Raw genomic sequence first — 20078 nt, 5'->3', positions numbered from 1 at the left:
AATGGAGACTGATCATGCGTGGTGTGCGTCGTGTGTCTGCGGTGGTGGTTCGCCCTGTGGTGATGGGGCTGTTGATGGCCTCAGCGGGGCTGTTGGTGCCGTGCTCGGTGGCGCGTGCCCACGATGGCCATCACCCCGAGGCGTCCGCCACCGAGGCGGCGCCCGTGTTGGTGCAAGGGGCCTGGATCCGGGCCACGGTGCCTGGCCAGACGGCCACGGGCGGGTTCATGACCTTGCGCGCCCAGCGCGACCTCACGCTGGTGGGCTTTCGCAGCCCGGCAGCGCCTCATGCCGAACTGCATGAAATGGCCATGGACGGCGACGTGATGCGCATGCGGGCGGTGGCCCAACTGCCTTTGCCTGCTGGCAAGGACGTGGCCTTGCGTCCTGGCGGGCATCACCTGATGTTGATGGGTTTGACCCAGGCGCTGCCTGCCGGTCAGGATGTGACCCTGGAGCTGCTACTGAAAGACGCCCAAGGCAAGACCGTGGTGCAGTCGGTGAAGGTGCCGGTGAGCGGCAAGATGCCTGCGCCGCAACCTGGTGGCGCCTCGGACGGTGCGCACATGCACCATCACTGATCACTGTTCTTCAAGGCGTCTGGGGGGGTAGGTGTCCCAGCCGTGGCACCCCGGGCATTGCCAGAAGTGGTGCTGGCTTTCAAACCCGCAAGCCGCGCAACGGTAGCGTTGCAGGGGCTTGGCTGCTGTGGCCAGGGCTTGCTGCAGGCGTTCGATTTCGGGCTCGTCCAGCGGCACGTGGGTCAGCAGGCGTTCCCGGATCAGCTCTTGCGCCGCAGACAGTGACGGTTGCTGGCTGATGTGCGCCATCAGGGCTTGTCGCCGCTGCAAGGCATCGTCTTGCAGGCTGTTCATGGCGTTCAGCACCGACACGGACGGTGCACGTTGGTACAGGGCGGTCAGGCGGGTCAGGGCGCGATCCACCTGACCTTGTTCGCGTGCCACCTGTGCGTAGTCGTGGGCCACCAGCGCAAAACTGTCGGGCTGCACGGCCATCAGGTCTTCCCAGACCTGCAGGGCCTGGGCCGCTTGTTGCAGGCGCATGAGGCGCTGCCCCATCATCACCATGGGCCGCGCGGCGTGCGGCTCGGCCTGCCTGGCCTGCTGCAGGGCCTGTTCGGCACGTTCGTCCTGGCCTCGGGCTTCGGCTTCCTGGGCGATCTCGCACCAGTGGTGCGCCATGCGGCGTGCAAACGATCCGCGGCCAGCGGCTTCCAACTGGCGGGCCACCTCGATGGCCGGCAGCCAGTTGCGCGAACGCTCGTACAGCGACAGCAGTGCCAGTCGTGCGTCGGTGGCGAAAGCCGTGCCGTCCAGCGCCTTGAATGCTTCTTCGGCCCGATCGAACAGCCCGGCCTTCATGAAGTCCTGGGCCAAGGCGTGTTGCGCACGCTCCCGGGCGTCGCGACTGATGTCTGCACGTGCCAGCAGGTGCTCGTGCACCCGGATGGCCCGCTCGTACTCGCCACGGCGTCGAAACAGGTTGCCCAGCGCGAAGTGCAGGTCTGAGGCCTGTGGGTCGTGCTGTACCGCTTCAATGAAGGCGTCGATGGCGCGGTCCTGCTGTTCGTTGAGCAGCAGGTTCAGCCCCTTGAAATAAGCCTGAGGAGACGCCGATTCGTCCCGCCGCAATTGCCTCAGGTCCAGCCGAGAGGCGGCCCATCCCATGAAGAAGACGGCGGGCAGGGCCAGGAGCAGCCACTGGTAGTCAAGATCCATGGTGCGGTGTCAGCGAGCGGGCTTGCGGGGCGCCGGCATGTCCGGTGGGAAGGGCAGCGAGGTCAGACCTTCGGCCGCAGCGGCTGCGTTGGACGAGCCGCTCGACGATGGCGTGCTGTTCGAAGGCTCCGGGCTGACCGGGTCAGGCAGGAGCATCTCACGTTGTCGCGCGCCCCGACGATGCCGCCACCAACTGGGCAACATGGCGAGCACGCCCGTGGCACAGCCCAGGGTGAACACGATCAGCACGACGTACACCATGGGGGCCCGCCATTGATGCCCGAAGAACCAGCGCAGCTCGACCACATGCTGGTTGTTCAAAGCGAAGGCAAACAGCACGAAAAACAGAGCGGCTCGCCACAACCAGTTGAACACGCGCATGGGCTCAGCTTTCCGGTGTGGGGGTGGCTGGCGGCGACTGGTCCACGCCTTCGCGCAGTGCCTTGCCTGGTTTGAAGTGGGGCACCAGCTTTTCAGGGATCAACACCTGCTCGCCCGAGCGCGGATTGCGCCCCATTCGAGGCGGCCGTCGGTTGATCGAAAAACTGCCAAAGCCACGGATCTCGATGCGGTGCCCGCGCGCCAGCGCATCGGACATGGCATCCAGGATGGTCTTGACGGCGAATTCGGCGTCACGTTGCGTCAACTGGCCAAATCGTTCGGCCAGTCGGGCCACGAGGTCGGATCGGGTCATGTCGGGTGATGCTGGCAGAGGCTGTGATCAGGTGTCGGTGTGGTCACCGGCGTGACAAGGGACAGCTGATCACAGCCCCTGCGGGCCGTTCGGCTCAGTGCCGAACAGTCGCAGGGGAGGCAACGGCATCAGCCGTTGTTCTGGTCGAGCTTGGCCTTCAACAGGGCGCCCAGGCTGGTGGTGCCGGAGCCTTCCTTGGTGGTGTCGGCGCGCAGCGACTGGATGGCTTCTTGCTGTTCGGCGCTGTCCTTGGCCTTGATCGACAACTGGATCGAACGCGACTTGCGGTCGATGTTGGTGATCAGGGCGGTGACTTCGTCGCCTTCCTTCAGCACGTTGCGAGCGTCTTCCACGCGGTCGGTGCTGATTTCGGAAGCACGCAGGTAGCCGGTGATGTCGTCACCCAGGGAGATTTCAGCACCCTTGGCGTCCACGGTCTTGACGGTGCCGGTGACGGTGGCGCCACGGTCGTTCAGGGTCGTGAAGTTGGTGAAGGGATCAGAATCCAGCTGCTTGATGCCCAGCGAGATGCGCTCGCGCTCGACATCGATGCCCAACACGATGGCTTCGACTTCCTGGCCCTTCTTGTAGTTGCGCACGGCGGCTTCGCCAGGCTCGTTCCAAGACAGGTCGGACAGGTGCACCAGGCCGTCGATGCCGGCCGTCAGGCCCACGAACACGCCGAAGTCGGTGATCGACTTGATGGGGCCCTTGACCTTGTCGCCACGGTTGAAGTTCTGAGCGAACTCGTCCCAGGGGTTCGGCTTGCACTGCTTCATGCCCAGCGAGATGCGACGCTTGTCTTCGTCGATCTCCAGGACCATCACTTCCACTTCGTCGCCCAGGTTGACGATCTTGTTGGGCGCGATGTTCTTGTTGGTCCAGTCCATCTCGGAGACGTGCACCAGGCCTTCGATGCCGGGTTCGATCTCGACGAACGCACCGTAGTCAGCGATGTTGGTGACCTTGCCGAACAGGCGGGTGCCCGAGGGGTAGCGGCGCGAGACGCCCACCCAGGGATCGTCGCCCATTTGCTTCAGGCCCAGCGAGACGCGGTTCTTCTCGGCGTCGAACTTCAGGACCTTGGCGGTCAGCTCTTGACCCACGGTCACCACTTCAGACGGGTGACGGACACGGCGCCATGCCATGTCGGTGATGTGCAGCAGGCCGTCGATGCCGCCGAGGTCCACGAAGGCACCGTATTCGGTGATGTTCTTGACCACGCCGTTGACGATCGCGCCTTCGCGCAGGGTTTCCATCAGCTTGGCGCGTTCTTCGCCCATCGAGGCTTCGACCACAGCGCGGCGCGACAGCACCACGTTGTTGCGCTTGCGGTCCAGCTTGATGACCTTGAACTCCATGGTCTTGCCTTCGAACGGCGACATGTCCTTGACAGGGCGCGTATCGAGCAGCGAGCCGGGCAGGAAGGCGCGGATGCCGTTGACCAGGACGGTCAGGCCGCCCTTGACCTTGCCATTGACGGTACCGGTCACGAAGTCGCCAGACTCCAGAGCGGTTTCCAGCGACAGCCACGAGGCCAGACGCTTGGCCTTGTCGCGCGACAGGATGGTGTCGCCGTAGCCGTTTTCGATGGCGTCCACGGCCACCGAGACGAAGTCGCCCACTTGGACTTCGATTTCGCCCTGGTCGTTCTTGAATTCCTCGATGGGCACATAGGCCTCGGACTTCAGGCCGGCGTTGACGACCACGAAATTGTGGTCGAGGGCCACCACCTCGGCGGTGATGACTTCGCCGGTGCGCATGTTGGCGCGCTGCAACGACTCTTCAAAAAGGGCGGCAAAAGATTCAGACATGGAGTTTCCTGTGCCGGGATGAGCCGGCGGTGACGCCCAGGCCGACAGGAACGACCGGGGCGGGTAGGGTTGAAGAACATGACGCCCGAACCGGCTTGGGGCCGGTCTGAATGCTCATGTCCTTGCCTGGCAGCAAGGACCGAACGTCACAGCCTTGGTGGTTGGCTTGGGTGAAAGTGCATCGCCGAGGCTCTGGGCCTTCAGGGGCGCGCCATCACGTGCGGCCAGCCCGCATCCCACCACGCCAGCACCGTGTCCACCGATTGTTCGATGGTCAGTGCCGAATTGTCGAGGCTGCGGGCATCTGCAGCAGGCTTCAGCGGGGCCACCACCCGGTTCATGTCCCGGTGGTCGCGCGCCTCCAAATCTGCGCAAATCTCTTCTAGGGTAACAGAAAACCCCTTGGAAATCAATTGTTTATGTCGCCGCTCGGCGCGCTGTGCCACGGTGGCGGTCAGAAACACCTTCAGTGCCGCGTCCGGAAAGACCACGGTGCCCATGTCCCGGCCGTCGGCCACGAGGCCTGGCAGCCCCCGAAAGTTCTTCTGCAGGTCCATGAGCGCCTGCCGCACCCCGGGGTGGGCTGAAATCCTGGAGGCGGTTTGGCCCACATCCTCTTGCCGCAGGTCGGCGCTCACCTCTCGCTGATCGACCCAGATGTGCTCACCGTCAAAGCGCAACGGCGTGGTTTCGCCCAATTCCCGCGCCAGTTGTTCCAGTGCGGGGGCATCGTCGGGCGCGATCTCGTGTTCGATGGCCAGCAGGGCCGTGATGCGGTAGAGCGAGCCCGAGTCCAGAAAGCGGTAGCCCAGGCGGGTGGCCAGCGCGCTGGCCAGGGTGCCCTTGCCCGAGGCGGTGGGACCATCCACCGTGATCACCGGGATCCAGTCGGCCAGGGTGTCGGCCACCTGGAAGAGACACTCGAAGTAGTCGGGGAAGGTTTTGCCCACGCAGCGGGGGTCTTCGATGCGCACCGAAATGGGCTGCCCTGCATGGCCACGCGGCTGACCGGCTGCCGCCGTGGGGGCCAGCGGGTTGAACGCCGCCAGCGAAAAGCACATGGCCATGCGGTGGTCGTCGTAGGTGTGGATGCTGGCGTGCTGCCAGCACCCCACCGCGGGCGCCGTGACTTCGATGATGTCATCACCTTCGACCACCGTGGCGCCCAGCTTGCGCAGTTCGCAGGCCATGGCCGCGATGCGGTCGGTTTCTTTCACCCGCCAGCTGGCGATGTTACGCAGGCGGGTGGTGCCTTGGGCATACAGCGCCATCACCGCCAGGGTCATGGCCGCATCGGGGATGTGGTTGCAGTCCAGGTCAACGGCCTTCAGGGGCCAGTCACCGCGACGCACCTCCAGCCAGTTCGGGCCGGACACCACGTGTGCGCCCATGGCCTGGGCGGCCTCGATGAAGCGGATGTCACCCTGGATGGACTGCGCGCCCACGCCCTCGATGCGCACGGGCTCGTCGATGCCGGCGATGGCCCCGGCCGCGATGAAGTACGAGGCCGACGAGGCATCGGCCTCGACGTGGATGACCCCCGGCGACCGGTACTGGCTGCCCTGGGGGATGGTGAAGCGCTGCCAGCCCTCGCGCTGCACCTGGATGCCAAAGCGGGCCAGCAGGTTCAGCGTGATGTCGATGTAGGGCTTGGAGATCAGCTCGCCCACCACCTCGATGGTCAGGGCCTGGGCTTGAGACACCAGGGGCAGGGCCAGCAGCAGGGCGGTCAGGAACTGGCTGGAGACATCGCCGCGCACCTGGATCGGCCGGCTCAGGTCGAGCTGGCCACCGGCCAGGCGCAAGGGTGGATAGCCTTCGTTGCCTGTGCATTCGATGGTGCAGCCCAGCGGGCGCAGGGCGTTCACCAGATCGCCGATGGGGCGCTCGTGCATGCGCGGCACCCCACTGAGCGTGAAGACGCCGCCTTGCGTGGCCGACAGCAGGGCCAGTGCGGCCGTCAGGGGGCGCATGGCGGTGCCGGCATTGCCCAAAAACAGATCGGCCTGCAGCACCTTGAGTTGCCCGCCCAGGCCGGTGATGTGCACGGTATCGCCGTCCTGGTGCAGGTCGCAGCCCAGGGCGCGCAGGGCGTCCAGCATCACGCGGGTGTCGTCAGACGCCAGCAGGTCATGCACGACGGTGGTGCCTTCGCTCAAGCCGGCCAGCAGCAGCACCCGGTTGGAGATGCTCTTGGAGCCCGGCAGGCGCACGGTGCCTCCGGCAGACAGCAGGGGCGGGAGGTCAAGGAAGGCGGTGGTGTACATGTGGCGGTCGGTGCGGCCCAGGCCGCAGTCTCAGCGAGCAGCGTTTGGCTTGCCGCCCAGGCTCCATTGGCTGCGGGCATCCGAAGCCGATCGGATCTGCTCTTGCAGGGCGGGGCCGTTCCATTCACGCATGTGTCGCTCCATCTGCTCCAGCGCATGACGGAACGCCTCTGATTGTTTCAGGATTTCTTCGCGATTGGACAGCAGGATGTCACGCCACACGGTGGGGTCGCTGGCGGCAATGCGTGTGAAATCGCGAAACCCGGGGCCGGCCAGCGTCAGGTACTCCTGACCCCGTGGCTGGTCGGCCATGGCGTTGATGTAGGCGAAGGCCAGCAGGTGCGGCAGGTGGCTGACGGCGGCAAACGCCGCATCGTGGTGCTCGGGCGTCATCTTGAGCACCTGACAGCCGATGGCCGCCCACACGTCGGTGGCTTTTTGCACCAGGGTGGCGTCGGTTTGAGGCAGGGGCGTCAGGATGACCTTGCGGCCCTGGTACAGCCCCGCGTCGGCATGCTCGATGCCCGCCACCTCGCGCCCGGCGATGGGGTGGGCCGGCACGAACGAAGGCAGTCGCTCTTTGAGCACGCGGCGCGCCGCATCGACCACGTCGCGTTTGGTCGAGCCCACGTCCATGAAAAGCACCCCGGGGTCGACCAGATGGCGGATGGCCTTGAAGGTGTTTTCACTGGCGGCCACCGGCACGGCCATGAGCACGATGTCAGAGCCAGAGACGGCCAGCAGGGCCGACTCGGCCATGACGTCGATCACGCCCAGCCGCCTGGCCTTCTCCACCGTGGAGGGTGACTTGCTGTAGCCCACCACGCGGCGCACCAGCCCCGCCTTTTTGAGGGCCAGGGCAAATGAGCCGCCCATGAGGCCGCAGCCAATCAGTCCGAGCTGGTTGAACATGTCAGAGGGGGTCCACAGGGAAGGTGCCCAGCACCTTGACGAAGCTGCACAGCGCTTGCAGCTCGGCCAGGGCCGCTGCCACCGGGGCATCGTCCAGGTGGCCGGCCAGGTCAATGAAGAAGACGTATTCCCACTGGCCAGAGCGGGCAGGGCGCGATTCAAAGCGGGTCATGGACACCCCATGGCGCTTGAGGGGCGCGAGCAGGTCGTGCACGGCACCGGGTCGGTTGTCCACCGACACGATCAGGCTGGTGCAGTCATGGCCGGTGCGTTGCGATGGTGTGTGATGCTCGGGGCGGGTCAGCACCACGAACAGGGTGCGATTGTGTGCCTCGTCCTGCACGGCGTGGCGCACCACGTGCAGCCCAAAAATCGACGCTGCACGTTCGCTGGCCAGCGCGGCGATGCCAGCGTCCTGTGCCGCCAGCCGCGCGCCTTCTGCATTGCTGGCCACCGGCCGGCGTTCGGCCTGGGGCAGGTGCTGGCTGAGCCACTGATGGCATTGAGCCAGGGCCTGTGGGTGCGCGCACACCGCCTGGATGTCGCTCAGGGCGGGTGTTTGACGCAGCAGGTTGTGGGTGATCAGCAGGCTGGTTTCGCCCACGATGGTGAGGTCGGATGCCAGCAGCAGGTCCAGGGACCGGGCCACCACCCCCTCGGTGGAGTTTTCAACGGGCGCCACCCCGAAATCAGCCGTGCCGGACAAGGTGGCGCGAAAAACTTCATCGATGCTGGCGCAGGCGATGGGCTCGATGGACGAGCCGAAGAACTTCAAGGCGGCTTGTTCGCTGAAGGTGCCTTCCGGGCCCAGGAAGGCGACCCGCTGGCGGGCTTCCAGTGCGCGGCAGGCCGACATGATCTCGCGCCAGATGGGGCCGATGCTCTCGGGCATCAGGGGGCCGGGATTGGCGGCCTTGACCCGTTCGATGACCTGAACCTCACGGTCAGGACGGAACACCGGCGAGCCATCGATCTTTTTGACCTCGCCCACGGCATGCGCCAGCCGGGCCCGCTCGCTCATGAGCGCCAGCAGTTGCCGGTCGACCGAGTCGATCCGCACCCGCAGGTCGGCCAACTGCTCGTCGACCGGACGATCGTCGGGCTGGTAGGCGTGAGGGGCTTGAGGGGTGTCAGCCATGGCGCAAGGCAAAGTCTTTCAGGTAGCCGACCAAGGCCTCCACGCCGGCCAGTGGCATGGCGTTGTAGATAGAGGCCCGCATGCCGCCCACGCTCTTGTGGCCCTTGAGTTGCAGCAGTCCTGCCTCTTTGGCGCCAGACAGGAAGGCCTCGTTCAGCGCGTCGTCAGGCAAAAAGAAAGGCACGTTCATGCGAGAACGGCAATCGGCCTGCACCTTGGTGCGGTAAAAGCCCGACTGGTCCAGGTAGCCGTAGAGCAACTCGGCCTTGGCGATGTTGCGCGCCTCGATGGCCGCCAGGCCTGTCAGCTCACCGGCCGGTGTCACTTCACGCTGGCGTTTGATCCACTGAAACACCAACCCGGCGATGTACCACGCGTACGTGGGGGGGGTGTTGTACATCGACTCGTTGTCAGCCACCGTTTGGTAGTTGAACCCCGAGGGGGTGATGGGCAGGGCGTGGCCGAGCAGGTCTTCGCGCACGATGACCAGGGTCAGCCCCGACGGACCGATATTTTTCTGGGCGCCACCGTAGGCCACCCCCACGCGCGTCCAGTCGATGGGCCGCGAGGCGATGTGGGACGAACAATCGATCACCAGCGGTGCGTCGCAGCCCAGGGCCCGCAGGTCCGGCAGCTCGTGCATCTCTACGCCATGGATGGTTTCGTTGCTGCACACGTGCACGTAAGCCGGGCGCTCACTGAGCTGCCAGCCGCCGTAGGCAGGCAGGCTGGTGTGGCCATCGGCTTCGTTGGTGGCCGCCACATGCACGTCACAGTACCTGCGTGCTTCCTTGGCCGATTTTTGTGACCACGATCCGGTGACCACGTAATCGGCGCGCGCCCCGCGAGACAGGTTCATGGGCAGGATGGCGTTTTCGCCAATGGCACCGCCTTGCATGAACAGCACCTTGAAGTGCGCAGGGATGGACAGGATGTCGCGCAGGTCGGCTTCGGCCTGATGCGCAATCGACAGGAATTCCTTGCCCCGGTGGCTCATCTCCATGACGCCCATGCCCGAGCCGCGCCAGTCAAGCATCTCTCGCGCGGCCTGTGCCAGCACGTCTTCGGGCAAGGTGGCCGGGCCGGCAGAAAAATTGAACGGACGGGACATGGTGGGTCAGCCGGGACAACAGGGAACGCCGGGCACCTGGCCCGGCCACGAATCACTTCTTGGAGGCGGGTTTGGCTGCGGGCTTGGCCTCGCCATTGCCACTCAGCTTGCCGCCGGTTGCCTTGTCGAGGATGTTGCGGATGTTGGTTTCAGCCGTTTGCAGCTTGGGTTGCACCTGGGGGCGGGCGTCTGCCACCACCTTCTCCAGCATGGTGTTGCTCATCTCGGGCAGCAGGCCCTGGTACTTCTTGAGCACGGGGGAGTCCAGCATGGCCACCAGATCTTTCAGTTCGTCTTCAGTGAACTTTTCTTCCAGCAGCGGTGCCAGGGTGGATTGGCTGAGCTTGGTGGCGCTGGCACGAACCGCCGGCACGGCGGCGTCCAGGTACTTCTTGATCTCGGCATCGATCTGCTTGGCCGTGGCTTCGCGTTTGTCGTCCGGCACGGCCTGGGCCATGATCTGGCGCACGCTGGCGGCCATCTGCAGGGCAGGACGCTCGGCCACCGAGCGCGCCATGTCTTCCAGCGCAGGCTGCTGCAAGGTCAGGATCTTCTGCACATCGGCCTTCTTGTCGGCGTGGGCAGCCAGGCTGGTGAGCATCAGGGCCGTTGCCACGGCGGTGGCCAGGGTGTTGCGAATCAGGGTCATGTACTTTCCTTGCGTCCTAGGGTGAGCGAACCCGCCTGCCTCGGCGGTCGGGTGTGTCAACTTGGTGTCCGATGATCAGGATTCGGTTCCACCCAGCTCGTCAGGGCTGTCAGCGGCTCCGGCGCCCGTTCCGGCATCGTCCTCATCGGCGGGGGCGTTGGCGTCATTTTCGACGATGCGCTGCAGGCCGATCAGCTTGGCGCCTTCGTCCAGCGCGATCAGGGTCACGCCCTGCGTGGCGCGGCCCAGTTCACGGATTTCGGCCACCCGGGTGCGCACCAGCACACCCTTGTCGGTGATCAGCATGATCTCGTCTTCCGGGCGCACCAGGGTGGCCGCGACCACCTTGCCATTGCGCTCGGATTGCTGGATGGCGATCATGCCCTTGGTGCCACGGCCGTGGCGGGTGTACTCGACGATGCTGGTGCGCTTGCCGTAGCCGTTTTCGGTGGCGGTGAGCACACTTTGCGATTCGTCTTCGGCCACCAGCATGGCGATGACCGACTGGCCTTCTTCCAGCATCATGCCGCGCACGCCACGGGCCGAGCGGCCCATGGGGCGAACGTCTTCTTCGTCGAAGCGCACCGCCTTGCCGCCATCGCTGAACAGCATCACGTCGTGCTTGCCATCGGTCAGGGCGGCGCCCACCAGCACGTCGCCCTCGTCCAGGCCCACGGCGATGATGCCGGCCTTGCGGGGGTTGCTGAAGTCGGTGAGCGGGGTTTTCTTCACGGTGCCCAGGCGGGTGGCCATGAAGATGTAGTGGTCTTCAGGGAAGGTGCGGAACTCGCCGGTCAGCGGCAGCACCACGTTGACCTTCTCGTCCTTGTCCAGCGGGAACATGTTGACGATGGGCTTGCCGCGCGAGTTGCGCGAGCCTTGCGGCACTTCCCACACCTTCAGCCAGTACACGCGGCCCCGGTTGCTGAAGCACAGGATGTAGTCGTGCGTGTTGGCGATGAAGAGCTGGTCGATCCAGTCGTCTTCTTTGGTGGCGGTGGCCTGCTTGCCGCGGCCGCCGCGCTTTTGGGCGCGGTACTCGCTCAGCGGCTGGCTCTTGATGTAGCCGGTGTGGCTGAGAGTGACCACCATGTCGGTGGGCGTGATCAGGTCTTCGGTGCCCAGCTCTTGCGCGTTGTGCTCGATGGTGGAGCGGCGGGCGCCCAGCTTGGTCTGGCCGAACTCGGTGCGGATGGCTGTGAGTTCGTCGCCGATGATGGTGGACACGCGCTCGGGCTTGGCCAGGATGTCCAGCAGATCGGCGATCTGGGCCATCACGTCCTTGTACTCACCAATGATCTTGTCTTGCTCCAGGCCCGTCAGGCGTTGCAGGCGCATCTGCAGGATTTCGCCGGCCTGGTCTTCGCTCAGGCGGTACAGGCCATCGGGCTGCATGCCGTAGTTGGGCGACAGGCTCTCGGGGCGGTACAGCTGCGGGTCACCCTCGACGCGCGAGAGCATTTCGCGCACCAGCGACGAATCCCAGCTCTTGCTCATCAGGGCCTGCTTGGCCACCGGGGGCGTGGGCGAGGTCTTGATGGTTTCGATGAACTCGTCGATGTTGGCCAGCGCCACGGCCAGGCCTTCGAGCACATGGCCACGCTCGCGCGCCTTGCGCAGCTCATACACTGTGCGGCGGGTCACCACCTCGCGGCGGTGCTCCAGGAAGACCGTGACCAGGTCCTTCAGGTTGCACAACTTGGGCTGACCGTCGATCAGCGCCACCATGTTGATGCCGAAGGTGTCCTGCAGCTGCGTCTGCTTGTACAGGTTGTTGAGCACCACCTCGGGCACTTCACCGCGCTTGAGCTCGATCACCACGCGCATGCCGGACTTGTCGGACTCGTCCTGGATGTGGCTGATGCCTTCGATCTTCTTCTCATTGACCAGCTCGGCGATGCGCTCGAGCAGGTTCTTCTTGTTGACCTGGTAGGGGATCTCGTCGACGATGATGGCCTGGCGGTCGCCCTTGCCGATGTCTTCGAAGTGCACGCGGGCGCGCATGACCACGCGGCCACGGCCGGTGCGGTAGCCTTCACGCACGCCGCTCAAGCCGTAGATGATGCCGGCGGTGGGGAAGTCGGGCGCAGGGATGATCTCCATGAGTTCATCGACCGAGCACTCGGGGTTCTTCAGCGCATGCAGGCAGGCATCCACCACCTCGTTGAGGTTGTGCGGCGGGATGTTGGTGGCCATGCCGACTGCGATGCCGGCCGAGCCGTTGATCAGCAGGTTGGGCAGGCGCGCGGGCAGCACCAAAGGCTCTTTTTCGGAGCCGTCGTAATTGGGGCCGAAGTCGACGGTTTCCTTGTCGATGTCGGCCAACATCTCGTGGGCGATCTTGGCCAGGCGGATTTCCGTGTACCGCATGGCAGCGGCGTTGTCACCATCGACCGAACCGAAGTTGCCCTGGCCGTCGACCAGCATGTGGCGCAGCGAGAAATCTTGCGCCATGCGCACGATGGTGTCGTACACCGCCGAGTCACCGTGCGGGTGGTACTTACCGATGACGTCGCCGACGATGCGAGCGGACTTCTTGTAAGGCCGGTTCCAGTCGTTGTTGAGCTCGTGCATTGCGAAGAGCACGCGCCGGTGCACGGGCTTGAGGCCGTCACGGGCATCGGGCAGGGCACGGCCCACGATCACGCTCATCGCGTAATCGAGGTACGAACGCCGCATCTCCTCTTCGAGGCTGATGGGCAGGGTTTCCTTGGCGAATTGAGTCATGCGCTGTGTGGCGGTGGTACCGAACCAAAGCGAGATTGTAATTGGCCCGACCTTGTCGCCCTACAGCAACATACTTGAGCGTGTTGGCCGCCGGCGATCACGCCCGCCCTCGACAAACTTGAGCATTCGGGTGGCTATGGCACAATGTTTCACGTCTGAGGCCCTGGGGTGAACCCTGATCAACAGGTCAGTCTTTACATCAGTGCTCTGCCTTCGGGCTTGTTGCGGCCCTTTTGCCGCGCCTTACACATGCGAGGATCTAGATGAACAAATTGAATCGAGTGGCCGCCCTGTTCGCCTCTGCTGCCATGGTGACCGGCGCTTTCGCCCAGAACGTTGACAACTGGCGCGGCACCGATGGCACCGTGTGGAAGAACGGCACCAATGAATACTGCTGGCGCGACAACTTCTTCACGCCCGAAACCGGCGTGCAAGGTTGTGATGGCGTGCCTGCTCCTGCCGCTCCGGCGCCTGCGCCTGTGGCTGCGCCTGCTGCGCCGGCTCCGGCACCTGCTCCCGCCCCTGTGGTGGTGCCTGCAGCCCCGACCACTGAAAAGGTCAGCTTCGCGGCCGACGCCTTCTTTGACTTTGACAAGGCCGTGCTGAAGGCCGAAGGCAAGGCCAAGCTGGACGACCTGGCCGAGAAGGTCAAGGACCTGACCCTGGAGGTCATCATCGCCGTGGGTCACACCGACTCGGTCGGTCCTGACGAGTACAACCAGAAGCTGTCGATCCGTCGCTCGGAAGCCGTCAAGGCCTATCTGGTCGACAAGGGCATCGACGCTGCCCGCGTGTACACCGAAGGCAAGGGCGAGAAGCAGCCCGTGGCCGACAACAAGACATCCGATGGCCGCGCTCAAAACCGCCGCGTGGAAATCGAAGTGGTGGGCACCCGCACCGTCAAGTGAGTTCCGGGCCAGCGCTTCAGCGCTGGTTGAGAACACAAAAAACCCGCCAGCTGGCGGGTTTTTTCATGGGTGGCCGGGGCGTGGCTCAGGCCAGCAGCACGTCCTTGCCGCTGAGTCGTTTGCTCAGCTGCGCTGCCATGCGGTTGACGATGCCGTAGATGGACAACTGCGGGTTGGCGCCGATGCTGGTGGGGAACACCGAGCCGTCGTGCACCGAGAGGTTCTCGACCTGCCAGTGCACGCCATCAGGGCGAACCACCCCTTGCCGCTCGCTGCCGCCCATGTGGCAACCGCCCATGACGTGGGCACTGCCGGCGCCCGTCAGGTAGGGTTTCATGTCAAAGCGCTCGATGGCTTCTTTGGCGGCGGCCCAGGTGCTGTAACTTTGCCCTTGCTCGTGCCATGGGGTGACGGTCTTGGCGCCAGCGGCGAACTGGATTTCGGCCATCGTGAGGTACGACCGGCGGAACCCGTCCAGCAGGTAATCGCTCATGGGGTAGTGCAGCAGTGGCGAGCCGTCCAGGTTCAGCATCACCGTACCGCCCTCCGATTCCGGGTGGAATCCATCGCGCATCAGGGCCAGCATCATCTGCGTGTTGGGGTACTGCGCAAACCGCTCGGCCAGGGTGCTGCCGAACCCGCCCAGCAGAATGGAGGCCAGTCCAGGGTGGATCGGGGTGGCTTCCAGCTTGTAACCGATGGGGCCGTTCAGGGGCGAATGTTCGATGAAGTGGTCGGAGTAAATGGACTGGGGAGCGCCCGCCCAGCCTTCGATGCGCTGGTCGAACACGCCACTGGAGAAGGCCACTGGGTGCAGGAAGGTGCGCTTGCCCAGCAGATCGTGTGGGTCGGGGGCCTTGGAGCGCTTGAGCAGGGCAGGCGAGTTGATGGCGCCGCCCGACACCACAAAGTGCCGAGCTTTCACGCGCATCACCTGATCGCTGGTCTTGCCTCCGTTGACCCGGATGGGGACGCACACCAACTCTTGGACCTGACCCTTGTGGATCACGAGCTCCTGGGCGCGGGTTTGGTAAAACAGGCGCGCACCAGCGTCCAGTGCCGCCGGGATGGTGGTCACCAGCATGGACTGCTTGGCGTTGGTGGGGCAACCCAGTCCGCATGAGCCCAGGTTCCAGCAGCCGCGCACATTGCGCGGAATCACTTCGGCCGAGATGCCCAGTTTGTGCGCGCCCGTGCGCAGCAGTTCGTTGTTGGGGTTGGGGGGCACGGGCCAGGCATGGATGCCCAGGCGACGCTCGGCCTGTTCGAACCAGGGGTCGAGGGCATCGCGGGTGAAGTCGTTCAGACCGTACACCTCACGCCAATGGCCGAGGGTGGCTGAGGGCGTGCGAAACGAACTGGTCCAGTTGATGACCGTGGTGCCACCCACGCAGCGGCCTTGCAGGATCGTGATGGCACCGTCCATGGTGCGGCGTCCGGCGCCATCCTGGTACAAATCGGCATAGGCCTCGGACTCGCGCTGATTGAAGTCTTTGCTGGTGCGCAGGGGGCCCTCTTCAATCAGGACGACGTCCAGCCCGGCCTTGGTCAGCAACTCGGCCGTGATGCCCGCGCCCGCGCCGGTTCCGATGATGGCCACGTCGCAGCTGACGGATTCAGGCAGGCCTTGCTCGCCACCGTTGGTGGCTTTCCAGCCTCGCGCCAGGCCGTCACGGAAAGGATCAGGTAATTTGCTCATATGGCGATGGGGCCCGGGTAGCCGGTCAGGCTCCAGTTGTCTTGTTGTGTGAAGAACGACATCAGGGTGATGCTGCGCATCACCTGGTAGCTCAGACGGTGGCTGGGCAGGTCATTGAGTTGCATGTAGGCCAGCGCTTGCGCCACGTCCTGATCGGTGGCTTCTTTCCAGTTGCTGCTCAAGCCCGTGACGAGGTAACGGGTGGGCTTGTTGCCCAGCAGCCCCACCAGGGCGCTGACCTGGATTCGCAAGGCATCAGGCAAGGTGTTGAGGAAACCTTCTAGCCGCTCGATGTGAAGCGAGAGGTAGCGTTCACGCGCCGCAGGATCGGCGGGCAGCATCGCGCCCAGGAAACCCCGCGCCAGGCCATGAAAGACGTCTTTGCCGGCGTCGGTGAGGCGGCCGTCACTCATGCCGCGATTCCAGTACACCAGCCCGCCCAGGGCCGAGCCCAAAGCGCCCAGGGCCACGGCGGTCTTGAGGAACCAGCGGCGCTTGGGGGTCAGGGGGTGATTGATTGCAGGATCTGCCATGTCGTTGGTGGGGGGTGAGACACCCGTCGAAGCAGGAAACAATGAGACTCACATTTTCCTTCGATTTCGACTGGGGGCAGGATGGGGTGTCTCCCTTGACGGCGGCGTGAACCGAGTCCTGGGCGCTTTCTGGCGTTTTGCTGGGGCGATCCGGCGTTGCGCTCGATCGGGAATACCCTTGGTCGCGAATGTTGCAGAATGCATGCAGCGAATGACGCTATTTCACCCTATCCGTGTGACGCACCCGACCTGCCATGGGTGCGTCAATCGACGTTGATGAGAGGACGATCAAGATGACCACATCCAAGCCATGGCTGGCGAATTACGAACCGGGCGTTCCGGCCGAGATCAATGCCGACGAATACAACTCGTTGGTGGACTTGCTGGAGCAGGCGTTCAAACAGCATGCCCGTCGCAACATGGCCGCTTTCATGGGCGCGCACTGGACGTTCGAGCAAGTGGATGAGCTGTCGCGTTCTCTGGCCGGTTATTTCCAGTCATTGGGCTTGGCCAAGGGGGCCCGCGTGGCCTTGATGATGCCCAACGTGCCGCAGTACGTGGTGGCCATTGCCGCTGTCTTGCGCGCCGGTTATGTGGTGGTCAACGTCAATCCGCTGTACACACCCCGTGAGCTGGAGCACCAGCTGAAGGATGCTGGCGCCGAGGCCATCGTCATCCTCGAGAATTTTGCAGTGACGCTGCAGGAGGTGGTGTCGCGCACCCCGGTCAAGCACATCGTCGTGGCCGCCATGGGGGACATGCTGCCGTTCGTCAAGGGCGCGCTGGTGAACTTTGTGGTGCGCAACGTCAAGAAGATGGTGCCGGCCTACACGCTGCCCAACACAGACAAGTGCCGCACGGTGAGCTTCAAGGATGCGCTGGCCAAGGGGGCGTCGGCCAAGTACAGCCGCCCCAGCCTCAAGGCGGACGACGTGGCCTTCTTGCAGTACACCGGCGGCACCACGGGCGTGTCGAAGGGGGCCACCCTGTTGCACCGCAATGTGGTGGCCAACATCCTGCAAAACGAGGCGTGGTTCAAGCCGCAGCTCAGCAAGCTGGGCAACGAGCCCCTGGTGGCTGTGTGCGCCTTGCCGCTGTATCACATCTTCGCGTTGACGGTGTGTTACTTCATGGGCGCACGCATGGGCTCGATGAACATCCTCATCCCCAATCCGCGTGACCTGCCTGCGGTGATCAAGACCCTGAGCGCGTACAAGATCAACCAGTTCCCAGCCGTGAACACCTTGTTCAATGCCCTGGCCAACCACCCTGACTTTGCCAAGCTTGATTTCTCGGGCTTGAAAGTCTCGATGGGCGGGGGCATGGCGGTTCAGCAAGCGACCGCCGAGAAGTGGCTGAAGTTGACGGGGTGCCCGATCGTGGAAGGCTATGGCTTGTCGGAGACCTCGCCGGTGGCCACGGCCAACCGCCTGGACAACCAGACCTTCAATGGTTCGATCGGCTATCCGGTGCCGTCCACTGAAGTGGCCATCCTGGATGACGATGGCAACCAGCTGGACATCGGTGGCGTGGGTGAAATCGCCATCCGCGGTCCTCAGGTGATGGCCGGCTACTGGAACCGCCCTGATGAAACGGCCAAGGTGATGACCAGCGATGGGTTCTTCCGCACCGGCGACATCGGGGTGATGGACGCCACCGGGCAGGTCAAGATCGTGGACCGCAAGAAGGACATGATCCTGGTGTCGGGCTTCAACGTGTACCCCAACGAGGTGGAGCAGGTGGTGAACCTGCACCCGGGCGTGCTGGAGTGCGCCGCCGTGGGCGTGCCGGACGAGAAGTCGGGCGAAGCTGTCAAGCTGTTCGTGGTGCGCAAGGATGCCACTTTGACCGAGGCCCAGTTGAAGGCCTATTGCCACGAGCAACTGACCGGCTACAAGTGCCCGAAGTACGTGGAGTTCCGCAACGACCTGCCCAAGACCAACGTGGGCAAGATTCTGCGCCGCGAACTGCGCGACGAGAAGAAGGCCGCCTGATCAGGCCGGTGCTGAAGCGATCTCTCTGGAGCTGAACTTCAGCACCACCGCCCTGAGGTCGGCCCTGTCGAAAGGTTTGGCCAGGTAATCGTTCATGCCGGCGGGCTGACAGCGCTGGTCATAGGCATCGCGCCCGTTGGCGGTCAGTGCCACGATGGGCACCGGCTGGTGCCCCAGCCGTCGCTCACGGGAGCGAATGGCTTGCGTGGCGGCAACGCCGTCCATGCCCGGCATCTCGCAGTCCATGAGGATGAGGTCGGTGCGGCGGTGCTCCAGCCAGTCCAGCGCGCTTTGGCCGCTGCTGGCGGTGTTCACGTCCAGTCCAAGCAATCGCAGCTCGGCTTCAGCCACCAGCGTATTGACCGGATTGTCGTCCACCAGCAGCACGTGCGAGATCCCTGAGACAGATGCGACGCTGTCGCTCTGAAGGTCGACCTGGGCCTGGTGGTGGGGGATGTGCGCGGACCCGAGCCTGCTTGGCTCGGTGCCTGGCAGCGGCAATGTGCACTTGAACACCGATCCTTGTCCCGGCGCACTCTGACAAGTCAGGGCGCCCCTCATCGCGCCACAGAGTTCTCGCGAGATGGTCAGGCCCAGCCCGCTGCCGCCAAAGCGTCGTTCGTAGGTGCCTTCGGCTTGCTGAAATGGCTGAAAGATGCGGTCGATGTCGTCGGCCGGGATGCCGACGCCCGTGTCTTGCACGCTGAGCTCGGTTCGCCCGGTGATTTCGTCGCGTGTGACCTTCAGGCGCACTTCGCCGTTTTGGGTGAACTTGATCGCATTGCCCATCAGATTGAGCAGGACCTGGCGAATCCGGGTGATGTCACCCATCACCCACGTGTCGGCAGGCAGGGCCGAGTCCAGCGCCAGCGTGAGCCCTTTGGCCTCTGCGTTGAAGCGGATGGTGTCCACCAGCTCGTCGAGCATGGTGTTGAGGCAGAACGGCGCAGGAGCAATCGGCAGGCCCGTGGTTTCCAGCTTGGCGAAGTCCAGCACGTCGTTGATGACCTGCACCAGGTGTTCACCCGCGTGGTGCATCAGCATGAGGTGTCTTGGGTCAGGCGGTCGGTCGGCGTGCTCTCGAACCAGCCGCAACAGCCCCAGCATGCCGTGCAGTGGCGTGCGCATTTCATGGCTGATCGTGGCCACGAAACGGCTGCGCATGTCGGCCAGCTCCTGCACCTTCTGCAAGGCTCTTTTCTCGGCCTCGTGGGCCAACTCGCTTTCGAAGCGCAGCCGCAAGGTGGTCATGAATCGACGGTTCAGCCGCTGTCCTTCGAACAGCAGGATGCCGGTCAAGCCCAGGAACCCGGCGAAGCAGAAGTAGCCCAGGTCATCTCCTCGCTGAAGGGCGTAAACCGCGTTGGGGACCAGCCCGGCCACCACAAATGTCCAGTTGGCTGTCGAGTGGATGTGCAGCATGATCACGCCCAGGCTGGCCGCCGAGATGCCCACGCTGATCGTGACGATGGCCACACTGAGGTCCATGACCGGCGTCAGTCCCCAACCCATGGCGCCCCATAGCATGCCGTCCACCACGGCCAGCCCCACGTAGGCCTGATCTGTGTGTCGTGTCGGCTGCCGAACACAGGCTTGGGAGTACCAAATCCGGGTCAGGCTGATGGCCAGGCGCGCCGCCAACCAGGGCAGCAAGGCAGCAAGGTCAACGCGTTGCCACAAAACGATCGCGACCGCCAAGGCGCACACCAGCGAGGCGCATTGCGCCAATGGCATGACCTCGTGCATGGCCAGCACCTGGGCGTGACGAATGCGCGTGTCCACGCCAGCGTGGTGATGGGACGCAGAGGATACCCCGGTGGATGACGGCATCCCAGGACTATCGGCCGCGATGGGCGGGGTGAACAGGGGGCCACCCCCGGGGGCGGCAGACCG

The 20078-nt window shown here is 64.4% G+C and carries 16 protein-coding genes; 3 read left to right on the top strand and 13 right to left on the bottom strand.

Features of this window, described 5'->3' with window-relative positions; genetic code table 11:
- The first annotated feature begins 14 nt into the window (after positions 1 to 14).
- Positions 15 to 581 (top strand): copper chaperone PCu(A)C, encoded by a 567-nt coding sequence (locus WNB94_RS04565; RefSeq protein WP_341388693.1) that lies wholly within the window; start codon positions 15 to 17, stop codon positions 579 to 581.
- Here WNB94_RS04565 and lapB read toward each other — a convergent pair whose 3' ends face one another.
- From lapB to gyrA, 10 genes are all read right to left on the bottom strand, one after another.
- Positions 582 to 1739: a lipopolysaccharide assembly protein LapB gene (gene lapB, locus WNB94_RS04560; RefSeq protein ID WP_341388692.1), complete on the bottom strand. Its 1158-nt coding sequence runs from the start codon at positions 1737 to 1739 to the stop codon at positions 582 to 584. It abuts the gene before it with no gap.
- A gap of 9 nt (positions 1740 to 1748) precedes the next feature.
- Positions 1749 to 2120: a LapA family protein gene (locus WNB94_RS04555; RefSeq protein WP_341388691.1), complete on the bottom strand. Its 372-nt coding sequence runs from the start codon at positions 2118 to 2120 to the stop codon at positions 1749 to 1751.
- Between the two features lie 4 nt (positions 2121 to 2124).
- Positions 2125 to 2433: an integration host factor subunit beta gene (locus tag WNB94_RS04550; protein WP_341388689.1), complete on the bottom strand. Its 309-nt coding sequence runs from the start codon at positions 2431 to 2433 to the stop codon at positions 2125 to 2127.
- A gap of 128 nt (positions 2434 to 2561) precedes the next feature.
- Complete coding sequence (rpsA, locus tag WNB94_RS04545) at positions 2562 to 4247, bottom strand: 30S ribosomal protein S1 (RefSeq protein WP_341388688.1); 1686 nt, start codon at positions 4245 to 4247, stop codon at positions 2562 to 2564.
- A 200-nt stretch (positions 4248 to 4447) separates the two neighbouring features.
- Positions 4448 to 6514 carry a bifunctional 3-phosphoshikimate 1-carboxyvinyltransferase/cytidylate kinase gene (locus WNB94_RS04540; protein ID WP_341388687.1) on the bottom strand — a complete coding sequence of 689 codons (2067 nt, stop codon included), beginning with the start codon at positions 6512 to 6514 and terminating at the stop codon, positions 4448 to 4450.
- A gap of 30 nt (positions 6515 to 6544) precedes the next feature.
- Positions 6545 to 7426 carry a prephenate dehydrogenase gene (locus WNB94_RS04535; RefSeq protein ID WP_341388686.1) on the bottom strand — a complete coding sequence of 294 codons (882 nt, stop codon included), beginning with the start codon at positions 7424 to 7426 and terminating at the stop codon, positions 6545 to 6547.
- Between the two features lies 1 nt (position 7427).
- A complete protein-coding gene (gene pheA, locus WNB94_RS04530) occupies positions 7428 to 8564 on the bottom strand; it encodes a prephenate dehydratase (RefSeq protein WP_341388685.1) in 1137 nt (378 codons plus the stop codon).
- Positions 8557 to 9675: a 3-phosphoserine/phosphohydroxythreonine transaminase gene (serC, locus tag WNB94_RS04525; protein ID WP_341388684.1), complete on the bottom strand. Its 1119-nt coding sequence runs from the start codon at positions 9673 to 9675 to the stop codon at positions 8557 to 8559. The genes pheA and serC overlap by 8 nt, the downstream gene beginning before the upstream one ends.
- 52 nt (positions 9676 to 9727) lie before the next feature.
- Positions 9728 to 10324 (bottom strand): DUF2059 domain-containing protein, encoded by a 597-nt coding sequence (locus WNB94_RS04520; protein WP_341388683.1) that lies wholly within the window; start codon positions 10322 to 10324, stop codon positions 9728 to 9730.
- A 75-nt stretch (positions 10325 to 10399) separates the two neighbouring features.
- On the bottom strand, positions 10400 to 13051 hold the full coding sequence (gyrA, locus tag WNB94_RS04515; protein ID WP_341388681.1) for a DNA gyrase subunit A: 2652 nt from the start codon (positions 13049 to 13051) through the stop codon (positions 10400 to 10402).
- Positions 13052 to 13314: 263 nt separating this feature from the next.
- Here gyrA and ompA point away from each other — a divergent pair, with 263 nt between their 5' ends.
- Positions 13315 to 13959, top strand: a complete 645-nt coding sequence (gene ompA / locus WNB94_RS04510; RefSeq protein ID WP_341388680.1) for an outer membrane protein OmpA — start codon at positions 13315 to 13317, stop codon at positions 13957 to 13959.
- Between the two features lie 85 nt (positions 13960 to 14044).
- On the opposite strand, the gene WNB94_RS04505 is transcribed toward ompA, so the two are convergent.
- Positions 14045 to 15658 carry a GMC family oxidoreductase gene (locus WNB94_RS04505; protein WP_341388679.1) on the bottom strand — a complete coding sequence of 538 codons (1614 nt, stop codon included), beginning with the start codon at positions 15656 to 15658 and terminating at the stop codon, positions 14045 to 14047.
- Positions 15655 to 16191 carry a hypothetical protein gene (locus tag WNB94_RS04500; RefSeq protein WP_341388678.1) on the bottom strand — a complete coding sequence of 179 codons (537 nt, stop codon included), beginning with the start codon at positions 16189 to 16191 and terminating at the stop codon, positions 15655 to 15657. Before WNB94_RS04500 ends, WNB94_RS04505 begins: the two co-directional genes overlap by 4 nt.
- A gap of 293 nt (positions 16192 to 16484) precedes the next feature.
- Here WNB94_RS04500 and WNB94_RS04495 point away from each other — a divergent pair, with 293 nt between their 5' ends.
- Positions 16485 to 18185, top strand: coding sequence for a long-chain-fatty-acid--CoA ligase (locus WNB94_RS04495; protein WP_341388676.1), 1701 nt, complete (start codon positions 16485 to 16487; stop codon positions 18183 to 18185).
- Here WNB94_RS04495 and WNB94_RS04490 read toward each other — a convergent pair whose 3' ends face one another.
- Positions 18186 to 19967: an ATP-binding protein gene (locus WNB94_RS04490; RefSeq protein ID WP_341388675.1), complete on the bottom strand. Its 1782-nt coding sequence runs from the start codon at positions 19965 to 19967 to the stop codon at positions 18186 to 18188.
- Positions 19968 to 20078 lie beyond the last annotated feature (111 nt).

It is taken from the genome of Aquabacterium sp. A3, assembly GCF_038069945.1.
Taxonomy (GTDB): domain Bacteria; phylum Pseudomonadota; class Gammaproteobacteria; order Burkholderiales; family Burkholderiaceae_C; genus Aquabacterium.
This window is presented reverse-complemented; position numbering and strand designations above follow the sequence as displayed.

Excerpts from the sequence above, each read along its gene's own strand:
- WNB94_RS04565 (WP_341388693.1), top strand. The coding sequence starts at position 15 with ATGCGTGGTGTGCGTCGTGTGTCTGCGGTGGTGGTTCGCCCTGTGGTG.
- lapB (WP_341388692.1), bottom strand. The coding sequence starts at position 1,739 with ATGGATCTTGACTACCAGTGGCTGCTCCTGGCCCTGCCCGCCGTCTTC.
- WNB94_RS04555 (WP_341388691.1), bottom strand. The coding sequence starts at position 2,120 with ATGCGCGTGTTCAACTGGTTGTGGCGAGCCGCTCTGTTTTTCGTGCTG.
- WNB94_RS04550 (WP_341388689.1), bottom strand. The coding sequence starts at position 2,433 with ATGACCCGATCCGACCTCGTGGCCCGACTGGCCGAACGATTTGGCCAG.
- rpsA (WP_341388688.1), bottom strand. The coding sequence starts at position 4,247 with ATGTCTGAATCTTTTGCCGCCCTTTTTGAAGAGTCGTTGCAGCGCGCC.
- WNB94_RS04540 (WP_341388687.1), bottom strand. The coding sequence starts at position 6,514 with ATGTACACCACCGCCTTCCTTGACCTCCCGCCCCTGCTGTCTGCCGGA.
- WNB94_RS04535 (WP_341388686.1), bottom strand. The coding sequence starts at position 7,426 with ATGTTCAACCAGCTCGGACTGATTGGCTGCGGCCTCATGGGCGGCTCA.
- pheA (WP_341388685.1), bottom strand. The coding sequence starts at position 8,564 with ATGGCTGACACCCCTCAAGCCCCTCACGCCTACCAGCCCGACGATCGT.
- serC (WP_341388684.1), bottom strand. The coding sequence starts at position 9,675 with ATGTCCCGTCCGTTCAATTTTTCTGCCGGCCCGGCCACCTTGCCCGAA.
- WNB94_RS04520 (WP_341388683.1), bottom strand. The coding sequence starts at position 10,324 with ATGACCCTGATTCGCAACACCCTGGCCACCGCCGTGGCAACGGCCCTG.
- gyrA (WP_341388681.1), bottom strand. The coding sequence starts at position 13,051 with ATGACTCAATTCGCCAAGGAAACCCTGCCCATCAGCCTCGAAGAGGAG.
- ompA (WP_341388680.1), top strand. The coding sequence starts at position 13,315 with ATGAACAAATTGAATCGAGTGGCCGCCCTGTTCGCCTCTGCTGCCATG.
- WNB94_RS04505 (WP_341388679.1), bottom strand. The coding sequence starts at position 15,658 with ATGAGCAAATTACCTGATCCTTTCCGTGACGGCCTGGCGCGAGGCTGG.
- WNB94_RS04500 (WP_341388678.1), bottom strand. The coding sequence starts at position 16,191 with ATGGCAGATCCTGCAATCAATCACCCCCTGACCCCCAAGCGCCGCTGG.
- WNB94_RS04495 (WP_341388676.1), top strand. The coding sequence starts at position 16,485 with ATGACCACATCCAAGCCATGGCTGGCGAATTACGAACCGGGCGTTCCG.